We start from the raw sequence: 20714 nt of genomic DNA on the forward strand, positions 1-20714 counted from the left end.
CCTTCACGGCCGTACCGGCCGCCCCGCATCCCACCGGACGAGAGAAGCCCGCCATGACGTCACAGACCGCCCTGCAGGTGCCCCCGATATCCCCGCACCACGTGCTCGCGCGCTGCCGGGAGCTGGTCGAACCGGCCCTCAAAGAAGCCGTGCAGAGCCTGCACCCCTGGCCACGGCTGATGGGCTCGTTCGCGCTCGGCTGGTGCGACGCCGAGGGGACGCCGGGCGCGTCCGGCGGCGGCAAGGGGGTGCGGCAGGCGCTGGCCGTCGTGGGGGCCGAGGCCGTGGGCGCGCCCGTCGGGGCGGGTGTCGCGGGGGCGGTCGCGGTGGAGTTGGTGCACGCCTTCTCGCTGGTGCACGACGACATCATGGACGGTGACGAACGGCGGCGGCACGGCGCCAGCGCGTGGAAGGCGTTCGGCACCGGGCCCGCGGTGCTGGCCGGGGACGCGTTGTTCGCGCTCGCCGTCGAGACGCTGGCGGGGGCGGGCGGCGGGCGGAGCGCGGCGGCCGTGCGGCATCTGGCGGGCGCGCTGCGGGAGCTGGTGGCGGGCCAGTCCGACGACCTCCTCTTCGAGGACCGGCCGTGGACGGGTCCGGGCGCCGTGGGCATGGCGGAGTACGAGGCCATGGCGGCCGGCAAGACCGGGTCCCTGCTGGGCTGCGCGCTGGCGCTGGGCCCGGTGCTGGGCGGGGCCCCGCCGCTCGTGGTGGACGCGCTCGCGCGGGCCGGCCGGCATCTGGGGGTGGCGTTCCAGGCGGTGGACGACCTGTTGGGGATCTGGGGCGACCCGGGCGCCACGGGGAAGCCGGTCCACGGCGACCTGCTCCGCGGGAAGAAGACCCTGCCGGTGCTCGCGGCCCTGGCCGCCGACCGCCCGGCCGGCCGCCGGCTCGCCGCCCTGCTGGGCCCGGCCGCCCCGCTGGACGCCGCGGGCGCCCGCCACGCGGCCGGGCTCGTCGAGGAGGCCGGGGGCCGGGATGTCGCCCTGGCACAGGCCCGCCGCCACGCGGCCGCCGCGCGCGAGTGCCTGCACGGGGTGCCGCTGGCACCGCGTGCGACGGACGAACTTCTCGCGCTCACCGCGTTCCTGCTGGAGCGGCGGCTGTGACGGCGGGGCCTGCCGGCGGCGGTATCAGGCGGTGCGGTTCACGACGACGCTGCTCGCGGCCTTGTCGTGGAAGCACTGCCGATAGGGCTTGTCCCAGCAGCAGGACAGCACGTTGATCAGGCCACCGAGAGGGATGAAACCGATCAGCATGTAGACGGCCCAGCGGCCGAACGCGGCACCGAAGGAGAGGTTCTGGCCGTCGGAGAGGCGGGCGACGCGCAGGCCGCAGATGCGCTTTCCGAAGGTGGCGCCGTACTTCGCGGTCATGAAGGGCTCGTAGAACACGAGCACAGCCGCGAAACCGAGGAGGTTGAGCAGGGCGACGACGGGGGTGGCACCCCCGCTGGCCCGCCCGATCGCCATGGTGATCAGCATCATGACCACGATGGGCACGATCATGAAGATGGTGTCGAGGATGCGGGCTCCGAGGCGGGCGCCCTGGTTGGCGAGGGCCTGCTCGGGCGGGCCGCTGGGGCCCATCGGCGGCATGGACGGCGGGTAGTACTGGGGCGGCGGGGCGTTGTAACCGTAGGGGTTCTGGACGCCGGGCTGCTGCTGGTAATGACTCACACAACTGATCCAATAGGAGAAGCGGGCGATCGTACAAATCGATACGGGTTCCGCGCGGAGATCGATCGCAAACGGTTATCCGAAACGGTCCGGCGATCCGGCGGAAGGGCCGCTACTGATTGTGCGTCAGGTATTCATTTCCGCACCGATGCCCTTTGGGGGAGGTTATGCGGATGGCCGGCGGGTGACGACGTGGTGCGCGGTCGCCGACCTCGGTCCATTTCCCTCCATTCCGGTCGCAGGGCGGCCAGATTGGTCGTGCAGAAATACGCCGCGGCCCCGGCCAGGAGCACCGGCGTCAGTCCGAGGGACGCCACCGCGGTGCCCGCCAGCAATCCGCCCAGGGGAATGCCGGCCCAGGCGCATGAATCGCCCAGCGCCCTTACCCGGCCGAGGAGTTGACGCGGCACGCGTTCGAAGGAGATCGCGCCCAGGATCGGGTTGAGAAAGCCGGCGCCGAAGCCGGAGAGCGCGAAGACCCCCGCCACCGCCCACACCGGGGCCCCCGAGACGAGGATCAGCCAGCGCGGCGCGCCGGCCAGCAGGAAGCCGGCGAAGAACACGACCCGGCGCGGCAACCGGTGGGCCACGGCGGCGGCGATGAGGCTGCCGCAGACCGCCGCGATGCCGGCCGTGGCCGCGGTCAGGCCGATCACCGCCGGCCCGCCGCCGCTCTCCCGGGCCCAGACCGGCACCAGCACGGCGTTGAACGCCGCGTCCAGCAGGTTGGTGATGGCCACCATGACGATGATGCTGAGCAACAGGGGTTCGCCGCGCAGGAACGCGAAGCCCTCGCCGAGGCGCTGCCAGTAGCCGGCGCGGTCCTCGCCGCTGTGGGGCGTGTCCTCGTCGCCGACGGGCCGGCCCATGCCGCGCGGCAGGACCAGCGCGATGATCACGGAGCCGAGGGCGAAGGACACCGCGTTGACGATCAGGCCGGTCAGGGGGCCGATGAGGGCCACCAGCGCGCCGCCGGCCGCCGGGCCCACCGTGGAGGCGAGGCGCTCGGTGACGCCCGACAGGCCGGTGGCTCTCTCCAGCGGCACCCGGCTGCGGTCGGCCGCCTCCGGGACCATGATCTCCTTGGCCAGGTCGCCGGGGCCGCGCACCGCCCCGACCACCGCGACGAGCGTCAGCAGCAGCCAGAAGGGCAGCAGGTGCAGACTGTGCGTCAGCGGGATGAGCAGGACGGCCGCCGCGCTGACCAGGTCGGTGCTCCAGGACACGACCCGGGGGCCGACGCGGTCGACGAGCGGGCCCGTGAGGGCCTTGACCAGGACGTAGGGGGCCATCTCGCAGAAGGCGACCAGTCCCGTGAGGGTGGCACTGCCGGTGGTGACGAGGACGAACCACGGCAGGGCGATCGCCGAGACGCGCGTGCCGGTCACGGATACGGCCGTGGCGGCCAGGACGCCCGCCAGCGGACGGAGGCGGCGCCGGCCGGGTGGGGGTACGTCGGCTATGCGGCCCGTGTCGTGAGGAGGATGGGGTCGGTCGCCCGGCCCGTTGTGGTCTGCCATGCTCTTGACAGTAAACGGGGCACGTGACCGCGGACGCGCGGTTTTCCGTGCGATCGCCGGGAGCGCGGGCTAGCGGACGGCCGCGTGGGCGCCCAGCGCGATGCCCGCGAAGTGGCGCAGCGACCGGGTGCCGGGGGCGAAGTAGTCACTGTGGCCGTGGGCTCCGTCGGACGGGACGAGGCGGGCGCCGAACTCCGCGGACGTCGGGTCGGTGCCGTGGCCGAGGCCGAAGAGACGGACGTGGGGCACCCTGCCGATCCAGTCGGCGCCGTTGCGGCGCGTGGCCCACACCCGGGCGCCGGTGTGCAGGGCGGCGGCCGAGTCGGCGCGCATGCCGGGGCTGCCGAGGGCGACGACGTCGGCGACCTCGGTTCCGTCCAGTCCCCGGGCCGCCAGCCCGCAGACGACCGAGCCGTAGCTGTGGCAGAAGACGGCGGGCGGGGCGGCGGGGGCGAGGGCGGAGAGGCCGGCGAGGAAGCGGTCCAGGCGTGCGGCGCCCGCTTCGGCGAGGCGGCCGGTGGCGGCGTCGAGGCCGACGCCGACGGGTGTGGTGTAACCGGCCCACGCGATCACGGCGGACGGGGTGTCCGGCGCCTGCCGGGCCATCTCCGCCAGCAGTGAACGGGCCATTCCGGCGGGGGTGCCGACGTGGTCCTTCGTGCGGTCGAAGGAGGCCAGGTCGATGTCCGAGCCGGGGACGACGACCGCGGTGCGCCGGGCCGCCGCCCAGTCGCCGTACACCTCGGCGAGCTGTCCGCGTCCCCGCGGGTCGAAGGCGAGGATCTGCCGGCCCGGTGCCAGCAGCCGCTCGTACCGGTCGGCGCGGGCGCCGGCCCGCTCGCGCTCGTGGGCGGGGAGCGTGCGGTCGGCCTCCCGGGCCTGCTCGCGGTCGCGCTCGGCGGTGAGAGCCAGCCTGTTGGCCTCGTACCGCAGGGGTATGGGGGCGCCGTCGAGGTTGCCGACGACCAGCGGGTGACGGGTCGCCAGGTCGTGCCGGCGCGTGTCGTCGAGGGAGGCGAAGAAGCGCGCCACGTCGTGCGGGGCGGCGGTGGCCGGATCCGGCAGCGGGCGGTGCAGGAAGTGGTCCGCGCGCCACGCGGCGGCGCCGGCCGGGGGGCCGGTCACGGCGGTCTGCTCGCCGCCGACGGCCCAGCCGGCCGTGCCCGCCATCACGGTCGTCGTGAGTGCTGCGGCGACCAGTGTGCGCTTGAAGCGGCGCATGCGTGAATTCCCCTCGTCTGCTGCGGTGACGAGGGGAAACGTAGGAAGGGGGTGGGTGGCGCGACGTCACACCACGGGGCCAATCCGTGGGTGCTACCGGAGTATGAGAACGGCCTGGTCGCCGGGCTAGGGCAGGGTGGATACGTACACGGGCCGGCCGCCCTGGACACCTGCCGTCGGCAGGGTGGCGGGGTCGGCCGCGTGGGCGTGTTCGACGATCGTGTACGCCAGGCCGGCGTCCGTGCCGTCGCTGCCCAGCCCCTCCAACGCGACCCGCACCCGCACCACGTCGTCGCGGGACAGGCGGGCGACGGAGACCGTCGCCGTGTCGCGGCCGTCGGTGGCGACGCCCAGCAGTTCCACTGGCTGCGGCAGGTACGCGTACCACGCGTCGCTTCTGCGGCCCAGCTCGTCCAGCAGCCAGGCGTGGCTCAGCAGCGGGGTGTCGGCCACCCAGAATTCGCTGTCGTGGTCCTCGGGCGCGGGCTCGACGGGGCCCGCCGCGGCCATGAGGCGCAGCAGCGCCGCGCGGCCGGCCTCCGGATCGGGCAGCAGAGTGGCGTCTGCCCTGCCGGGCCACTGGACGGTCAGTTCCGCGGTACCCGACGAGAGATCGATGTCCCGCACGCACAGGCCCGCCGGGGCACTGCCGCGCTGGATCGCGGCCACGTCGACGAGCAGCGGTGCCCACCACTCGGCCGCGGGCAGGTGGCGGGCCGGCCGGCGTGGATGAGAGCTCATCGTGCGTACCTTTCGGAAAGAAGAACGTGTCGTGCCGCCCGCCGCTGTGACGGCGGGCGGCACGAGTGGGCCGGGCCGCGGAGGGTACCGGCTAGATGTTGATGGAATTCTTGACCCAGTCGGGGCACCGTCCCGGGACGCCCTCGCAGAAGGCCGTGATGACGCCCTTGGACTTTCCGTCACCGCCGGGCGGGACGCGGAAGTCCACTCCCGCGCGGATGGTCTTCACGTCGACGACCCGGCAGGTCCTGAAGATCCACCAGCCGCTGCACCGGACGTGCAGCACCTCGGTCCGGTAGTTGTAGGTGGTCGAGGAACCGCTGAGGGGTTCCTTGCCCGTGGCGCCGGGACGAGGGTACTTCGTGGTGGCCCTGACCGCCTTGAGGGTGAGGTTGTGTTTCTGCTCGACCTTGGTCAAGCCGAATCCGCGGTCGAGGACCGGGTCGTAGTAGCCCCGGCGCATCACGGTGTCCCAGCCGTCCCGTTCCTTCCATTCACCGACCACGTCGTCGGGGCCGGCCAGGGTCTTCTCGCCGCTCGCCCCGGCGGCCGGTAATTTCCCGGCCCCCAGCTCGTCGACGGCGGACCGGGCCACGCCGTAGCGGCTGAGGTCGGCGAGCTTGAACGACGAATCCCTGGGAATTCCCGCTCCGGTGTCGAATACGGAGAAGTCGATGTCTCCCCGCGAGTCCCGGCCGGACGGACTTCCGTCCGCGGCCGCCGTGGCCGGTACGGCCGTGAGCAGTCCGGCTGTTGCGGCCAGAGTGACGACGATCGCACCCCGACGCGCGTGTGGCTTACGCATGTTCCCCCTTTGTCCTGCGCCTGCTGGATTTCTTGCGTTGCGCCGCTGCACGGCCGATGACGTACGTGGCGGAGGGCATCGTCCGTGTGCACGGCACCAGCACGCTAAAGGGGGCTCAGTTATCGCGTCGAGGCCCCTGAGTGACGAACGAGCCAGCCATCGGAGAAAACGATTCGGCCTGGTCGGCGGAGGCCCTCGGGCTACTTTTCGCACCATTCCGCGAGGAGGGGAACACCGCGCCATCAGCCTTGATCATCGCCGCTCCGGCACAGCTCACACGGGCGCGTTCACGTCAAGCGGCGCAATCCGCTTCGGGGGTCGGCAAGCCACCCCGATGTGGCCGGAATCCACCCTCCCCCTTCCCGGCGGGGAGGGTTCTACCGTAGGGGAATGATCACTGACGACCGCTCGCACACCATCGCTCCCGGCATCCTGCTGCGCCCGGCGACCCCGCACGACGCGGCGGGCCTCGCCCGGGCGTACCGCCTCAATCGCGCGCATCTGCGGCCCTGGGAGCCGCGCCGCGGCGAGGCGTTCTTCACCACCGAGGGGCAGGCGGAGCGGCTGCGCGACCTGGCCGGGCTGCGGCGGGCCGGGCGGGCGATGCCCTGGGTGCTGATGACCGGTGACGGCGACGAGGTCGTGGGCGTGGTGAACCTGTCCAACATCGTGCAGGGGCCCTTCCGCAGCACCAACCTCGGCTACTGGATCGCCGCCGGCCATACGGGCAAGGGCCTGGCCACCGCCGCCGTGACGGCCGTGTGCCGGGATGCCGACGAGCGACTGGGACTGCACCGGATCGAGGCCGGGACGGTGGTCAGCAACTCCGCGTCCCAGCGGGTGCTGGCCAAGTGCGGCTTCGAACTGATCGGTACCGCGCGGAACTACCTGCACATCGACGGGCAGTGGCGGGACCACCTCCTCTTCCACCGGATTCTCAACGACCGCGCCCCGGCCTGACCCCCGCACAGGCCGGAGCGGAATGAGCCGGCGCGATACCGGCCGTACCGGCGCGTCAGCGGCCCTTGCCGGCTTCGGCCCGGCCGGCGGCGTCCGCGACGAGGACGAGCGCCACGCCCAGCACCGCGAGCACCCCGCCGGCGTATATCTCATAGCCGTGGAGGAAGCCCAGGCGACGTATGAGGCCGAAGGTCCGGAACCAGCCGGTGGTGCCGTGGACGATGCCGGCGAGGCCCTGCAGCACGAGGAGGACGCCGAGTCCCTCGAGAAATTTCTTCATGCCGCCATCGTCGTCCGGCCACCCGGCGCCGGTCGTCGGCCGGACGGCTGCACAGCGGTGACGGAGGTAGCCGGGCAGCCGGGTGGCCGCATGCCAAAGTCTCGACCTCCGCGACTTTGGTCGACGGTCGCCGCGCGACCGGCCACCGGGGCCGGTCCGGTCCGTAGATTTGTGGCATGAGCAGCAGAGAGACCGGGGAGGCGGGCCGCGCGGCGGGCCAGGAGTACAGGTGGCTGTTGCCGTCCGCCGTCACGGACCCCGCCGGGAGCACCGCGGGCGCGGGCCGCTCCCGGCGCACCGTGCGCGACTGGGCGGTCGACATCCTCGGCATCGCCGGGGCCGCGCTGGTCGGGCTGCTGGCCGCCGAGCCGCTGCGCACGGATCCGCACACCTCCGCCCCGTTGTTCCTCGCCGACCAGATCGTCGGCGCCCTCGCGATCACGGCGCTGTGGACGCGGCGCCGCTGGCCGGTGGGGCTGGCCCTGGTGCTGACGGCGGTGAGCGCCCTCTCGCCGCCCTCGTCCGGCGCGATGCTGGTGGCGGTGTTCACGGTGGCCGTCCACCGGCCCTTCAAGGTGACCGCGTGGGTGGGCGGGCTCGCGCTCGTGAGCACCCTGGTCTCGGCCGCCGTGCGCCCCGACCGCGATCTGTCGTTCACGGCGTCGGCGGTCATCGGAACGCTGATGGTGCTGACCCCGATCGGCTGGGGCATGTTCGTGCGGTCCCGGCGGCAGCTACTGCTGTCGCTGCGCGAGCGGGCCCTGCGGGCCGAGGAGGAGGCGGGGCTGCGCGCCGAGCGGGCGCAGCGGCAGGCGCGGGAGCGCATCGCACGGGAGATGCACGATGTGCTGGCGCACCGGCTGTCGCTGCTGTGCGTGCACGCCGGGGCACTGGAGTTCCGGGCGGACGCCAGCCCGGTCGAGGTGGCCCGGGCCGCCGGGGTGATCCGCTCCAGCGCGCATCAGGCGCTGCAGGAGTTGCGGGAGGTGATCGGTGTCCTGCGCGCGCCCACCGGTGCCGACGCCGGTGACCCGGGGCGCCCGCAGCCCACGCTCGCGGCGCTGGAGGAGCTGGTCGAGGAGTCCCGGCAGGCGGGGACGGCGGTCGCCTTCGAGCAGCGGGTCGCCGATCCGGTGTCCGTGCCGGCCGCCGCGGGCCGCACCGTCTACCGGATCGTGCAGGAGGGCCTGACCAACGCCCGTAAGCACGCCCCGGGTTGCGAGGTCACGGTTGTCGTCGAAGGTTCCCCGGAAAGAGGGCTCACGGTCGAGGTGAGCAACCCCGCAAGCGTGGCGGCGCCGGACGGGGCGCCGGCCGTCCCCGGTTCCGGACAGGGCCTGATCGGGCTCGCCGAACGTGCCGCGCTGGCGGGTGGGCGGCTGGAGCACGGCCCCTGCCCCGGGGGCGGCTTCCGGCTCCGTGGCTGGATACCGTGGCGGCCATGAACGCGTCCCCGCCACCGCAGTCCCCCCAAGGGCCCGTCGCCCCGCACGAGCAGCAGTCCCCGCCGATCCGTGTGCTCCTGGTCGACGACGATCCGCTGGTGCGGGCCGGGCTGTCGTTCATGATGGGCGGGCTCCCGGACATCCGGATCGTGGGCGAGGCCGCGGACGGCTCGGAGGTCGCCGCGCTCGTCGAGGGGCTCGAGCCCGATGTGGTGCTGATGGACATCCGCATGCCGTCGGTGGACGGGCTGGCCGCCACCGAGCTGCTGCGCGCTCGCGAGCGGGCCCCGGAGGTGATCGTCCTGACCACCTTCCACGCCGACGAGCATGTGCTGAGGGCCCTGCGCGCCGGAGCGGCCGGCTATGTGCTCAAGGACACCCCGCCGGCCGAGATCGTCGAGGCGGTGCGCCGTGTGGCGGCCGGCGCCCCCGTCCTCTCCCCCACCGTCACCCGCCGGCTCATCGCCCAGGTCACCGAGCGGGGGCAGGACACCCGCGCCGACCGGGCGCGGGCCCGGCTGGCGGAGCTGGGCGAGCGGGAGCGGGAGGTCGCGGTGGCCGTGGGGCGCGGGCAGGCCAACGCCGACATCGCGGCCTCGCTGTACATGAGCGTGGCGACCGTCAAGGCGCATGTCTCCCGCATCCTGACCAAGCTCGGTCTGAACAACCGCGTGCAGATCGCCCTGCTCGTCCATGACGCGGGGGAACTGGACGGCGACGAGGACTGAGCCGTCCGGCACCGCACGCGCCCCCCACCAGCGGGACCGTCGTAACCCACGGTAGCCACCCCACGGCATTGGGCATCACGTTGCCTGATCGCCTGGGAATCTATGCCTCGCCGTGGCACGGCTGTTACACGACCGCAGGGAAACAGGGGGTTGCGGATCATAGGATCGAACTCTTGATCAGCGGGCGATTAGTGCTAATCGCCCGTTTCCGCGTACTACCGCGCTCACTTGGCGCAGGGGATGGGAGACACGCCTGTGCCAGGGCGAATACCGCGTCGGCGCATGCTCCAAGTGGCCGGTGGCGGCCTCGTCGTCGGAACGGGCGCGGTGGGTGCCTGGCAGTGGCTGGCCCCCGACGCGCAGGAGGGCGGACGGTCCGGGGAGTTCACGGCGCGGCCGGCGAAGGCAGCGGTCTCCGAGTCGTTCGTCCACATCATGGCGCACGCCGATGACTCCCTGTACTTCATGAACCCGGAGCTGGAGCAGTCCATCCGCAGCGGTGCCCCCTGCGTGACCGTCTGCATGACCGGTGGCGAGTCGGACGGCCGCAACGCCCTCAGCCGCAGCCCCGGTTACGCCAAGCTGCCCGAGAAGCGCGCCGAGTTCGTCCGCGCGCGGATCAACGGCCTCCGTGAGGCGACCGCCCACATGGCCACCGGCGACTGGCTGAGCCCGTGGACGGTGGAGAAGACGACGCTGCTGCCCGGCTTCGAGGTCGAGCTGCAGACGCTCAAGGCCGCCCCGCAGGTGCAGCTGATCTTCATGGAGCTCGTCGAGGCGCGCGTGATGCGGGCGCCGCGCAAGGACAGCCTGCGCGGACTGTGGCTCGGGGCCACCCCGGGCCTCACCACGCTCGTGCCCGCCGCGAGCCCCGTCGAGCGCACCTTCCAGTACAGCCGCCAGCAGGTGGTCGACTCCCTCACCGCCGTGCTGGAGCGCTACCAGCCCACGGTCGTACGGACCCTCGACCCGAACCCCACGCACCTGCCGAAGCAGCCGCACTACGCCGACACCCCGCCCGTCCTGCGGGGCATATCCAGCCACGACCACCAGGACCACACGGCCTCCGCCCACTTCGCGCAGGCCGCCCTCGCCCAGTACTGGGGGCGCAAGCACACGCGGCCCACGGCCGTCGACAGCTACGTCGGCTACGAGGTGGCGACGCTGCCCAACAGCCTCGACGCGGCCACCACCGCCCACAAGATCGAGATACTCGACATCTACGGCTGGGCCGACGGCCGGGACTGCGGCGATCCGGCCGGCTGCGGCGACCGCAAGGTGGGCAACCGCTCGAAGGACACCCGCTGGTCCGACAACCTCCGCCACCGGGCCACCGGAACCCAGCGTTGGGTCCAGCCGCTCCCGGACGGCCGGCTCGCGGCCTTCGCGATCCTCGACGGCCGGGCTCAGTGCTGGACCGAGGCCAAGGCCGGCAGCGGCATCTGGTCCAAGGCCGTACCGGCCGGAGGCTCCATGCTCGAGGGCCAGGTACAGGTCGTGCGCCACGGCGACGGCACGCTGCGGCTGTTCTCCGTGCGGACGGTCCTGCCGGCGCCGGGCTCGGCACACCGGCGCGAGATCGTGACCGCGGCGCAGACCGGCATGACGCCGGGCGGCGCACCGGCCTTCGGCCCCTGGGATTCCCTCGGTTCGCCCGAGGAGGAGCCCCAGCGGTCGATGGAGGTGGGCTACCCCGTCGCGGTGGTGGACCAGGACGGCACCGTCCACGTCTTCGTCAAGAACTGGGACGGAGGGGTGAGTTTCCGCTCCGGCGCGGGCGGCCGGGACTGGACGGAATGGGAGGAACTGGCCACGGACTCCGGTCGGCCGGTGAGGGTCGAGGACGGCCTGGACGCCGTCCTCGACGCCAAGGGCCGGCTCCACGTGGTCGCCGCCGACACCAAGACCGTCCACCACTGGATGTCCGCCGGGCCGGGCGAACCTCTGGAGCCGGCCGGCCCGACCCGGCTGCCCGCCGCCACCGGTCCGCTGACCCTGGCCCCGCTCTCCGCCGGGGGCGTGCGCCTGGCCGTGCGCCAGCCGGCCACCGCCCGCGTGGTCATCGCCGACCGGCAGGCCGACGGCGGCTGGCGGGTGACCTCCCAGGTCGAGCGCATCGGTGGTTACGGCCGGGTCGCGCTGGCCCAGGTGGGCTCCGCCACGGTCGTCGCCGCCCGCGACGGCAAGGGCATGGTGCGGCTGTCCGCCGGCGCGGGCCGTCCGGGCCCCTGGCAGGACGGGGGCGTGCCGCACCGCGGGACGGCCGCGATCGTCCAGGACGCCAAGGGGCGCCCGGTCGTGGTCGTGCTCGGCATGGACGGCCGGCTCAGCAGCGCCCGGGGCACGGGGGCTGCGGCCTTCACGGACTGGATCGCGCACGACGGCAGCGTCAACAGCGATCTGCAGACGTCGTAAGGACGTCAGCGGCCGGCATGCGCCGACAAACCCGCCGGCACATGCGGCGACGAATCCGCCGATGAGGCCCCGGCATACCGCCCGGGCCTCATCGCCGCTTTACGGAGGGGCGGTCGTCAGGACGCGGAAACGTCCTGCTGGATGATGCGTTCGATGTTCCGCTCCGCCAGCGCCGTAATGGTCACGAAGGGGTTCACCCCGATGGAACCCGGGATGAGGGAACCGTCCGTCACATAGAGGTTCCGGTATCCGGAGACCCGGCCGTAGAGGTCCGTGGCCTTGCCCAGGACGCAGCCGCCGAGCGGGTGGTAACAGAAGTCGTCGGCGAAATTCTTGAGCTTGCTGCCGAAGAGGTCGTACCGGTACATCGTCGTGTTGGCCTTGTTGATCCGGTCGAAGAGCGACTTGGCGGCGTTGACCGCGGGGGTGTTCTGGTCGCGGGTCCACCGCAGGTTCGCCCGGTCGGTGGCGCTGTCGTACACGAAGGTGCCGCGCTCGGGGTTCTTGGTGATCGCCAGGTAGAGGCTGACCCAGGTCTCCAGGCCGGCCGGCATGGGGGCGATCTCGGCGAAGACGGGGGCGGCGGCGTTGTTCCAGTCGTCGATGCCCAGGGCCGGTATCGAGGACTGCTTGGCGCCGGTGGGGTTCCACATGTGGTTGGCGCGGGCCGTCATGATGTTGCCGTTCGGGCCCCAGCCCGCGCCGACCTCGGCGCTGAGGTCGGGCAGCGCGCCGGTCTCGCGGGCGCGCAGCAGCAGTTCCGTGGAGCCGAGGCTGCCGGCGCCGAGGAAGAGGTAGGTGCAGGTGATCTGCTTGGTGGCGAGCCGCTTGCCGTAGGCGTCCTTCTCCTCGACCGTCAGCACGTACTGGCCGTCGCGCTGGCGGCCGATGGTCTTGACCGTGTGCATCGTGCGGATGGTCACCTTGCCGGTGCCCAGGGCCGAGGCGAGGTAGGTCTTGTCCAGGCTGAGCTTGCCGTGGTTGTTGCCGTAGATGACCTCGGTGGCCAGCGCCGACTTCGGTACCTCACCGGCCGCTTCGCGCCGCATGTAGTCGAAGTCGTAGACGTTGGGGACGAAGGTGGTGCCCAGGCCCGCCTTGCCGGCCTGCTCCCGGGAGACGCGGGCGAACTTGTACCACTCCGTGTCCTCGAACCAGCGCTTGTCGATGTGGTTGACCCGGAGCGTTGCGTTGGCGCGCGGGAAGTACCGGTCGTACATCTCCGCGGCGTCGACCCGAGGCAGGACCTCCTCGAAGTACGAGCGCTTGGGCACCACGGCCATGCCGCCGTTGACCAGCGAACCACCGCCGACGCCGCGCCCGACGTACACGGACATCTGGTCGAAGTTGACCCGGTCCAGGACACCGGCGTACGGGGTGATGTTCTTGTTGACGATGTCGAACCACAGGAACGAGCCGAGCGGGGCCTCGGTGCGGCTCTTGAACCAGCTGGAGCGCTCGTCGGGCTTGAGCATGTTGCAGAAGGTGTTGCCGTCGGCCCCCGGCTTGTCCCACTGCTGCCCCATCTCGAGCATCAGCGTCTCGACGCCGGCCTCGCCCAGGCGCAGCGCGGAGACGGCCGCGCCGTAGCCGGTGCCGATGACCACGGCGGGCACGAAGGAGCCGTTGTCGCCCTTGGTGTCGGCGTACGCGCGCGGGGCGGTGCTGATCGTCGTCGCTCCGCTGACGGCGGCGGCGCCCAGGGCCGCCATGCCGAGCAGGCGGCGGCGCGACAGGTGCTGGTTCATAACCACGTGGGATACCTGACCTTTCGGATACTGCTGACGGGCCGCCGGGGGTGCGGCCTTGGTGAACCGTGGTGGTCTGCGGGGGCCGCGCGGGCCGGGCCGCCGCTACCAGGCGACCGGGAGCCGCAGGACGCCGTGGACCTGGGCGTCGTGCCGGAGGGGGACCTCGGCGGCCGGGACGGCCAGGCGCAGGTCCGGGAAGCGGTCGAGGAGGGCGGTGAGGCCGGCGCGCAGCGCGATGCGGGCGAGCTGCCCGCCCAGGCACCGGTGGATGCCGTGGCCGAAGGCGAGGTGGCCGGCGGCGTCGCGGGTGACGTCGAGGCGTTCGGGGTCGGTGAATCGCCGGGGGTCGCGGTTGGCGGCGGCGAGGCTGACCACGACGACCTCGCCGGCCCGCACGGTGGTGCCGCCGAGGTCGACGTCCTGCCGGGCCGCCCTGGTGGGGCCGTGGTGGACGACGCTCAGGTAGCGCAGCAGTTCCTCGACGGCGCCGTCGGTCAGCGAGCGGTCGGCGCGGAGCGCGGCGAGCTGGGCCGGGTCGCCGAGGAGGGCGAACACGGCGAGGCCGAGCTGGTGGGCGGTGGCCTCGTGGCCGGCGATCAGCAGCAGGAAGGCCAGCGCGGCCAGTTCCTCGTCGGTCAGGGCGGGGTCGGCGCGCATCAGACCGCTGAGGATGTCGTCGCCGGGCCGGGCGCGCTTGAGGGCGACGAGCCGGTGGAGGAAGGCGACGAGCGAGGCGAAGGCGGCGGTGATCTCTTCGGCGGAGGTGCCGTGGCCGCTCCAGACGGCGGCGTCGTGCCCGAAGCGCTCCCGGTCGGCGTGCGGTACACCGAGCAGTTCGCCGATCAGCAGGGCGGGCAGCGGCAGGGCGTAGTGCGCGATGAGGTCGGCCGGTGAGCCCGTGCGCTCCATGGCGTCCAGCAGTTCACCCGTGGCCTTTTCGGTCCATCCGGTGAGCCGGTGAATACGGTCGGCGGTGAACTGGCCCGCGAGCAGGGTGCGGTAGCGCTGGTGCTCGAGGTTCTCCGGCCGGACCGGCATTCCCGGCGGGACGGCCGGATATTCGGCGAGTGTGACGGCGCGCGGCACGGCCGGATGCTCGTTCTCCCCCCGGGCGCCGAACCGGGGGTCGGTTAAGACGGTCCGGGCGGTGGAATATCCGGTGACGAGCCAGCCGAGGCGGCCGTCGGTGAAACGCAGCCGGGTGAGCGGCTCGTTCGCGTGGATGTCCCGGATCGTGGCGGGCGGGTCGAAAGCGTTCCCGCGGGCAGTGGAGAAAGCCACCGGCACGCCCTGGGTCATGTCCCGCCTTTCGGGGAATCACGCCGTCCGGACTCTTCGTTCTTTTCGGTCCCGCCGACGGCATTACGCATACGCACGAGTCGTTCACGGCGCGCCGGACAACGCTGTCAGCCGCCGAATCGACCGTATGGAGGCCCCGGGACGGCTGTCAACGAAATCGAATGCGGGGGGCGTTAACCCTGCGGGACCGGCCCGGGGGTTCGGTTCCCACGGACCGGCCGGGACTTCGGTTCGGTTCGGTACGGTCCGCCGCTCAGGAGGGTGCGGGGGCCGCCACCAGGGGGTCACGGGCGCCCGGAGGCTGTGGATCCGCTGGGCAGCAGGTGGGCCATGCCGGCGAGCTGGGCGCGGCCGGCCACGTTCAGCTTCCGGTAGGCGTGGGTGAGGTGTTTCTCCACCGCCCGCGAACTGACCTCCAGCCACTCGGCTATCTCCTTGTTGGACGCCCCGTGCGCGGCGTACCCGGCGACCCGGCGTTCGGTGCGGGTCAGCGCGGCCACGGCGACCGAGTCCGTGGAGCTGGCGACGTTCTGCAGTTCCCGCTCGGCCCCCTCGGCGAGCCAGGACGCACCGCAGGCGAGCGCCTGGTCGCGGGCCAGGCGCAGCTGGGTCTCGGCCTCGGGCAGGGCGGCGCGCAGCAGCCGCCGGCCGAGCAGCAGGGAGGTACGGGCCCGCTCCATGCCGTTGACCGACGTCGCCAGGGTCGCCGCGGACTCGCGCAGCAGCGCGATGCCGGGTTCCCCCGTGGTGAGGGCGCCCTTGACGCGCTGGGCGCGGCCGATGGCGACGGGGGTGCCCCAGGCCATGGCCCGGGCGTACTCCTCCTCGATGAGGTCGTGGGCCCGGTGGGCGTCGCCCATGCGGTAGTGCAGCCCCGCCGCCCATGCCCGCCAGGGGAAGACGGCGGGGTTGCGCCAGTCGGCGCGTTCGGCCGAGCGGCCCCAGTCCAGGAAGTACTCCAGGGCGGTGGGCAGGTCGCCGCGCTGGGCGGCGGACGAGCCGCGGATGAGCTGGAGGGAGGAGGGGCGGTAGCCGTGGTCGGCGCCCTCGCGGCGGAAGGCCAGCAGGCGGCGGGCCAGTTCGCTGTCGCGGCTCTCGATGGCGAGCATGACCACGGCGGTCATGCCCTGCAGGGTCGCCCAGTCGGCCACGCCCAGTGCGAGCGCCTCGTCCGCGCAGGCCCGGGCCTCGGTGAGGCGGCCCTGGGCGAGCATCACGTGGGTGAGTTCGATGGCCGTCACGGCCTGCGGGACGGTGGCGTTGTCCCTGCGGGCCCGTTCGCGGGCGGTCTCGAGCCAGGGGCCGATGGCGTCGAGGGAGTCGGCGGCGATGAGGGTGTGGGTCAGCAGCGGCAGGGCGGTGTGGGCGTGTTCGGGGGAGGCCGGCTCGTACTGCAGGACGCGGTTGGCCAGCGGCGCCACCTCGGCGGCGGACATGCCCTGCGACATGGTGGTGCCGTGCAGCAGCACGGTGACCAGCTCGCGTTCGGCGGCGGTGCACAGTGGCGGGTTGGGGCCCAGGGCGCGCAGGCGGTCGGCGGACAGCGGCAGTTGGCCCGGTCCGGCGACGGCGACGTGGCGCAGCCGCGCTTCCAGGCGCAGGGCCAGCTCGCGGTCGTCGCCGGTGAGCTGTGCGGGGTCGCCCAGTTCGGCGGCGAGTTCGGCGACCGCTTCGACGGTGGGACGTGGGCAGCCGCCGAGCAGGGACGGCGGGATGCGGACGGTGGCCTTGGCCCGCTGCGCGGCGGAGGGGAGCAGCAGCAGGGCCTGGGAGATGTGGCGGACCGCGGCGGGCGGGTCGAAGGACCGCTCGATGGTGGCCAGGTCGACGAGGAGGGCGGCCCGCTCGCCGCCGGCGGGCGCGCTGCCCAGCAGGGCGCGGCGCAGGTAGCGGGCGGCCTCTTCGGGCGCCCCGCGCCGCAGTGCGGTGCTCGCGGCGGCCCGCAGGACCTGGACGGCCCAGGCGTCCTGGCAGGAGGTGGCCGCGAGGAGCTGGGCGGCGGCCCGTTCGGCGGGGTGCCCGCCACTGTGCAGGAGGAGGGCGGCGTAGACGTGGATGTCCTCCTGTTCGGCGGGCGTCATCAGCTCTTCGACGGCGTCGCGCACGGCCGGGTGGACGAAGGCGAGCCCGGGCCCGTCGGCGAGCAGTCCCAGCCGGTGCAGGCCGCGCGCGGCCTCCTCACGGCCCGTGTCGTCCAGTCCCGCGAGGCGGCTGACGAGTTCGGGTTCGGTGCCCTCGTCCAGGACGGCCAGGGCCTTGGCCAGCTCCTGTACGGGGCCGGGCTGGGAGCGCAGCGCCACGGCGAGGCGGTCACGCAGGCCGGGAAGGCGCGGTGCGCGGACGGTGTGGGCCTGGGCCGCGACGGGTTCGCCGGTGGGGGTGAGGGCGGTCAGGGTGGCGCTCAGCAGCATCGGATGGCCGCCGGTGGCCTCGTGGAGGGCGGCGGCGTACTCGGGGTCGGCGGGGCGGCCGAAGCGGTCGGCGGCGAGCGCGGCGGTGCCGGCGGGGGTCAGGGGGCTGGGGCGCAGGATGTGGGCGGCGCGGTCGGTGATGTCGTGGATGCGGGGTTCCTCGGCGCCGGGGTCGCCCTCGCGGACGGCGACGACGACGGTGACGCGCAGGTTCGGCAGCCGTTTGGCGAGGTGGCCGAGCCAGCGCAGGGAGGGCGGGTCGGCCCATTGGAGGTCGTCGACGAGCAGCAGCAGCGGCCTGTGGGCGCCGCGGTCGGCGACGAGCGCGAGGAGCTCGCCGTGCGGGTCGTCGCCGGGCGGGTCGAGGACGGCGTCGGGCCGCAGGGGCTCCAGGAGCTGGGCGGCCACGCCGAAGGCGAAGTCGCGCTCGAGTGCCGCGCCGCTCGCGGTCAGCGCCTGGGTACCGCGTCGTTCGGCGACGGCGGGCAGGGCGCGCAGCAGGGCGCTCTTGCCGATGCCCATGCCGCCGGTCACGGCCAGCAGCGAGCCGCCGCGGCCGGCTTCGGCGGCCTCCAGGGCCGCGTTGATCAGGTCCAGCTCGCGCCGCCGGTCGAGCAGGGGTGTCATGAGTTCTCCCTCGGTACGCGCCCCAGCGCGTCGGCCAGCTCCGGGCGTCCTTGGATGCCCAATTTGCGGTACACCTTCGTCAGGTGGAGTTCGACGGTGCGCGCCGTCACCGCGAGTTCGGTGGCGATGGCCCGGTTGGCGAGGCCCTGGACGGCCAGGGTGGCGACGCGCAGTTCGGCGCCGGTCAGGGCGCCGCGTGGTGCGGGGGTGCGGGCGGGCGGGGCCGCGGCGGTGTCCTCGGCCGGGGGCCGCTCGGGGCCGGGGGCCGCTTCGCCGGCCGGGGCCCGGCCGCTGAGCAGGGGTGCGATGGTGTCTGCTGCTCCGGGGAGGCAGGAGAGGCCGGAAATGGGGGTCGTGGCCAGGGCGACGAGGGCCTGCCGGTACTGCGGGCCGGCCGGTGTCGCGGCTTCAGGGCGCAGGAGGTCGGGGCCGCTCATCTCGCCGGTGGCGAACAGGGACCTGGCGACGGCTCCGGGTGCGCCCCAGGCCAGGGCGAGCCGGCGTTCCTCGGCCAGCAGGGCGGCGGTGGGGCCGTCGTGGGGGGCGGGGCCGCGGGCGGTGGCGGCGGCCGAACGCCAGGGCAGCAGGGCGGGGTTGGGCGCCTGGCGGGCGAGCAGGAGGCGGCCGCACTCCAGCAGGTCCGCCAGGGCCTGGTCGCGGTGTCCGGCGGCCAGCCGGGTGCGGCCACGCGCGTAGAGCAGGAAGGCCCCGCCGATGCCCTCGGCGCAGCCGGTGCGGGCGAGGGCGATGGACCGCTCGGCACCGGGGATGTTGCCGTTCCGCAGGTAGATCAGCGTCTTCAGGGCGACGAGGAGGCAGGTCATGCGGGGGTGCCAGCAGTGCGGGGGCATCAGTTCCTGGGCGCGGTCCAGGGCGGCGGACGCCTCGTCGGGCCGTCCTTCGTACAGCCGGGCGAGGGCCCGGATGACCAGGGTGGCGCCGGCCACGGCGCGGGCGTCGGCGTGTTCGGCGCGCAGCAGGACGGTGTCGAGTCCGGCGTGTGCCTCGGTGAAGTCGTCGGCGAGGACGAGGGCGTAGCACGCGGCGACCTGGGCGGCGAGCGGGGTGGCCTCGGCGGCGGCCGGGGCCAGGGCGGTGCGGGCGAGTCGCCGGGTGCGGGTGATGTCCCGGCCCTGGAGTGCGGCGCGCCAGGCGGCGACGGCGGCTTCCGCGGGGTGGTCGGGGTGGTCGGCGAGCGGGGGCACGGGGGGCCGGTCGAGGGCGTGGGCGGTGTCGGACTGGCCGTTCTCGCCGAGCCAGTACAGGGCGCGCAGCGCCGCCTGTTCGGGGGCGCGCAGCTGGGGGCGGGCGATGACCTGGGCGATGAGGGGCTGGGCGGCGCCGACGTCGCCGCGGGCGACGAGCAGGTCGGCGGCGCGTACCCAGGCGGGGCCGGCGGCGGCGTCGGCGGGGGTGAGCAGGGCCTGGCGCAGGTGCCGGTCGGCGGCCTCGGGCGCGGAGGGCAGGACGGCGGCGGCGAGTTCGGCGAGGGTGCGCACTCTCAGGTGCGGGGGCATGGGTTCGCGCAGGGCGCGCTGCAGCAGGCGGGCGGCTTCGGCGGGTCTGCGGGCGGCGCGGTGGCGGGCGGCTTCCCTGCGCAGGACGTCGACCGCCCAGGCGGCGCCGAGTACGCGGGCGCCGAGCAGCATGCGGGCCAGCGCGCTGTCGGGGACGGCGACGCGCTGGGCGTGTTCGGCGGCGCGGGCGTACAGCTCCTCGCGGTGTTCGGCGCTCATGCGGGCGAGGACGACGTCGGCCGCCTTGGGTTCGCGGAAGGCCGGGCGGTCGGCGTCGGTCAGCAGGCCGGTGCCGCGCAGGAGTTCCAGGGCGCGGCGGGTGCTGATGGTGCGGGGTGCCGCGACGGCCGCGACGGTGTCGACGGTGGCGGCGGGTCCGCACGCGGCGACGGCGCGCAGGACGTCGAGCAGTTCGCCGGGGAGGGCGGTGAGGGTCCTGGCGGCGCGGTCCCTGATGGCCTCGGCCGCGCTGTCGGTGAGGTGCGGGAGGTGGTCCACGCGTGGTTTCCAGCCGTGGCGGGCGAACCGTGCGCTCACCGCGCGCACGACGGCGGGGTTGCCGTCGGTGACGCGGGCCGCCGCTTGCCGGAAGGCGGGCTCGACGGGCTCGGGGAACGCCTCGGCCAGCATCCGGCCCACGCCGTCGGCCGACAGGGGGGCCAGGGCGAGGGTGTGCCGGGCGACGGCCCGGCCGCGGTCGAGGGTGCGTGGTTCGATGCGGTCGTCCGGGCCGGCCGGGGTGAGGGCGCTGCGGGCGGTCACCAGCAGCAGCGGGGCGGTGGACAGCCGGTGGGCCAGGGCCTGGAGGCAGCGCAGTGAGGGTGTGTCGGCCCATTGGACGTCGTCGACGACGATCATCAGGGGGTGGGTGCGGGCGGCGGCGAGGAAGGCGTGGCACAGCTCGGCGGTGAGGCCGGGGCGGGGCCGTGGGTCGTGGGCGTGCGGCAGGGCAGGCAGGCCCGGCAGGCCAGGCGGGGCCGGCGCGAGCGCGGCGGCCAGTTGGGCGACGACGCCGTGGCGCAGGTCCGTCTCCTCCCAGCATGCCTGGGCCGCGGCGACGCGGACGCCGGCCGCGCGGGCGCGGGCGGCGGCGTGCTCCAGCAGGGCGCTGCGGCCCGTGCCGGGGGCGCCGTGGACGTCGATCAGTGCGGAACGGCCGGCGCGCAGGGCGGCGGTCAGCTCGCCGAACAGCCGCTGTTCGCGGTCGCGTTCGATGAGTTCGGGGGTGGTGCGGGGGCCGCCGGCCGGGGGGCGTCTGGGCGGGCGCTCGTCTGTCACCTGCGGCTTCACCCGTCTCTCCTCGTGGCTTGGA

The 20714-nt window shown here is 74.0% G+C and carries 15 protein-coding genes; 5 read left to right on the forward strand and 10 right to left on the reverse strand.

What is annotated here, in order from left to right:
* The first annotated feature begins 53 nt into the window (after window positions 1–53).
* Window positions 54–1112, forward strand: coding sequence for a polyprenyl synthetase family protein (locus ABZ956_RS19345; protein ID WP_361894722.1), 1059 nt, complete (start codon window positions 54–56; stop codon window positions 1110–1112).
* 24 nt (window positions 1113–1136) lie between these two features.
* Here the strand turns inward: ABZ956_RS19345 and ABZ956_RS19350 are convergent, their stop codons facing one another.
* From ABZ956_RS19350 to ABZ956_RS19370, 5 genes are all read right to left on the reverse strand, one after another.
* Window positions 1137–1682 carry an RDD family protein gene (locus tag ABZ956_RS19350; protein ID WP_361894725.1) on the reverse strand — a complete coding sequence of 182 codons (546 nt, stop codon included), beginning with the start codon at window positions 1680–1682 and terminating at the stop codon, window positions 1137–1139.
* Between the two features lie 134 nt (window positions 1683–1816).
* Entirely contained in the window at window positions 1817–3202 is a 1386-nt protein-coding gene (locus ABZ956_RS19355) for an MFS transporter (RefSeq protein WP_361894728.1), read from the reverse strand.
* Window positions 3203–3271: 69 nt separating this feature from the next.
* Window positions 3272–4423 (reverse strand): alpha/beta hydrolase, encoded by a 1152-nt coding sequence (locus tag ABZ956_RS19360; protein WP_361894731.1) that lies wholly within the window; start codon window positions 4421–4423, stop codon window positions 3272–3274.
* 126 nt (window positions 4424–4549) lie between these two features.
* The gene (locus ABZ956_RS19365) at window positions 4550–5164 is read right to left on the reverse strand and encodes a hypothetical protein (RefSeq protein ID WP_361894734.1); all 615 of its coding nucleotides are present in this window, start codon (window positions 5162–5164) and stop codon (window positions 4550–4552) included.
* A 91-nt stretch (window positions 5165–5255) separates the two neighbouring features.
* A complete protein-coding gene (locus ABZ956_RS19370) occupies window positions 5256–5969 on the reverse strand; it encodes a hypothetical protein (protein ID WP_361894737.1) in 714 nt (237 codons plus the stop codon).
* Window positions 5970–6359: 390 nt separating this feature from the next.
* Between ABZ956_RS19370 and ABZ956_RS19375 the strand changes: the two genes are divergently transcribed.
* Entirely contained in the window at window positions 6360–6929 is a 570-nt protein-coding gene (locus ABZ956_RS19375) for a GNAT family N-acetyltransferase (RefSeq protein WP_361894740.1), read from the forward strand.
* Window positions 6930–6984: 55 nt separating this feature from the next.
* On the opposite strand, the gene ABZ956_RS19380 is transcribed toward ABZ956_RS19375, so the two are convergent.
* On the reverse strand, window positions 6985–7209 hold the full coding sequence (locus ABZ956_RS19380) for a hypothetical protein (protein ID WP_361894742.1): 225 nt from the start codon (window positions 7207–7209) through the stop codon (window positions 6985–6987).
* A gap of 176 nt (window positions 7210–7385) precedes the next feature.
* Here ABZ956_RS19380 and ABZ956_RS19385 point away from each other — a divergent pair, with 176 nt between their 5' ends.
* The 3 genes from ABZ956_RS19385 to ABZ956_RS19395 all read left to right on the forward strand — a co-directional run bounded on the left by ABZ956_RS19385 (window position 7386) and on the right by ABZ956_RS19395 (window position 11797).
* Complete coding sequence (locus tag ABZ956_RS19385) at window positions 7386–8654, forward strand: histidine kinase (protein WP_361894745.1); 1269 nt, start codon at window positions 7386–7388, stop codon at window positions 8652–8654.
* Window positions 8651–9382, forward strand: coding sequence for a response regulator transcription factor (locus ABZ956_RS19390; protein ID WP_361894748.1), 732 nt, complete (start codon window positions 8651–8653; stop codon window positions 9380–9382). The genes ABZ956_RS19385 and ABZ956_RS19390 overlap by 4 nt, the downstream gene beginning before the upstream one ends.
* A gap of 282 nt (window positions 9383–9664) precedes the next feature.
* On the forward strand, window positions 9665–11797 hold the full coding sequence (locus ABZ956_RS19395; RefSeq protein ID WP_361894751.1) for a PIG-L family deacetylase: 2133 nt from the start codon (window positions 9665–9667) through the stop codon (window positions 11795–11797).
* A 116-nt stretch (window positions 11798–11913) separates the two neighbouring features.
* Here ABZ956_RS19395 and ABZ956_RS19400 read toward each other — a convergent pair whose 3' ends face one another.
* From ABZ956_RS19400 to ABZ956_RS19415, 4 genes are all read right to left on the reverse strand, one after another.
* A complete protein-coding gene (locus ABZ956_RS19400) occupies window positions 11914–13545 on the reverse strand; it encodes a GMC oxidoreductase (protein WP_361894754.1) in 1632 nt (543 codons plus the stop codon).
* A gap of 105 nt (window positions 13546–13650) precedes the next feature.
* Window positions 13651–14829, reverse strand: a complete 1179-nt coding sequence (locus tag ABZ956_RS19405) for a cytochrome P450 (RefSeq protein ID WP_361894756.1) — start codon at window positions 14827–14829, stop codon at window positions 13651–13653.
* A 302-nt stretch (window positions 14830–15131) separates the two neighbouring features.
* Window positions 15132–17885: an AAA family ATPase gene (locus ABZ956_RS19410; protein ID WP_361894759.1), complete on the reverse strand. Its 2754-nt coding sequence runs from the start codon at window positions 17883–17885 to the stop codon at window positions 15132–15134.
* Window positions 17882–20692 carry an AAA family ATPase gene (locus ABZ956_RS19415; RefSeq protein WP_361894762.1) on the reverse strand — a complete coding sequence of 937 codons (2811 nt, stop codon included), beginning with the start codon at window positions 20690–20692 and terminating at the stop codon, window positions 17882–17884. Before ABZ956_RS19415 ends, ABZ956_RS19410 begins: the two co-directional genes overlap by 4 nt.
* Between the last annotated feature and the right edge of the window lie 22 nt (window positions 20693–20714).

The sequence above is a fragment of the Streptomyces sp. NPDC046261 genome (assembly GCF_040646235.1).
In the GTDB taxonomy this organism is placed as follows: domain Bacteria; phylum Actinomycetota; class Actinomycetes; order Streptomycetales; family Streptomycetaceae; genus Streptomyces.

Coding starts and splice junctions, on each gene's coding strand:
- ABZ956_RS19345 (WP_361894722.1), top strand. CDS start 54: ATGACGTCACAGACCGCCCTGCAGGTGCCCCCGATATCCCCGCACCAC.
- ABZ956_RS19355 (WP_361894728.1), bottom strand. CDS start 3,202: ATGGCAGACCACAACGGGCCGGGCGACCGACCCCATCCTCCTCACGAC.
- ABZ956_RS19360 (WP_361894731.1), bottom strand. CDS start 4,423: ATGCGCCGCTTCAAGCGCACACTGGTCGCCGCAGCACTCACGACGACC.
- ABZ956_RS19365 (WP_361894734.1), bottom strand. CDS start 5,164: ATGAGCTCTCATCCACGCCGGCCGGCCCGCCACCTGCCCGCGGCCGAG.
- ABZ956_RS19370 (WP_361894737.1), bottom strand. CDS start 5,969: ATGCGTAAGCCACACGCGCGTCGGGGTGCGATCGTCGTCACTCTGGCC.
- ABZ956_RS19375 (WP_361894740.1), top strand. CDS start 6,360: ATGATCACTGACGACCGCTCGCACACCATCGCTCCCGGCATCCTGCTG.
- ABZ956_RS19380 (WP_361894742.1), bottom strand. CDS start 7,209: ATGAAGAAATTTCTCGAGGGACTCGGCGTCCTCCTCGTGCTGCAGGGC.
- ABZ956_RS19385 (WP_361894745.1), top strand. CDS start 7,386: ATGAGCAGCAGAGAGACCGGGGAGGCGGGCCGCGCGGCGGGCCAGGAG.
- ABZ956_RS19390 (WP_361894748.1), top strand. CDS start 8,651: ATGAACGCGTCCCCGCCACCGCAGTCCCCCCAAGGGCCCGTCGCCCCG.
- ABZ956_RS19395 (WP_361894751.1), top strand. CDS start 9,665: ATGCTCCAAGTGGCCGGTGGCGGCCTCGTCGTCGGAACGGGCGCGGTG.
- ABZ956_RS19400 (WP_361894754.1), bottom strand. CDS start 13,545: ATGAACCAGCACCTGTCGCGCCGCCGCCTGCTCGGCATGGCGGCCCTG.
- ABZ956_RS19410 (WP_361894759.1), bottom strand. CDS start 17,885: ATGACACCCCTGCTCGACCGGCGGCGCGAGCTGGACCTGATCAACGCG.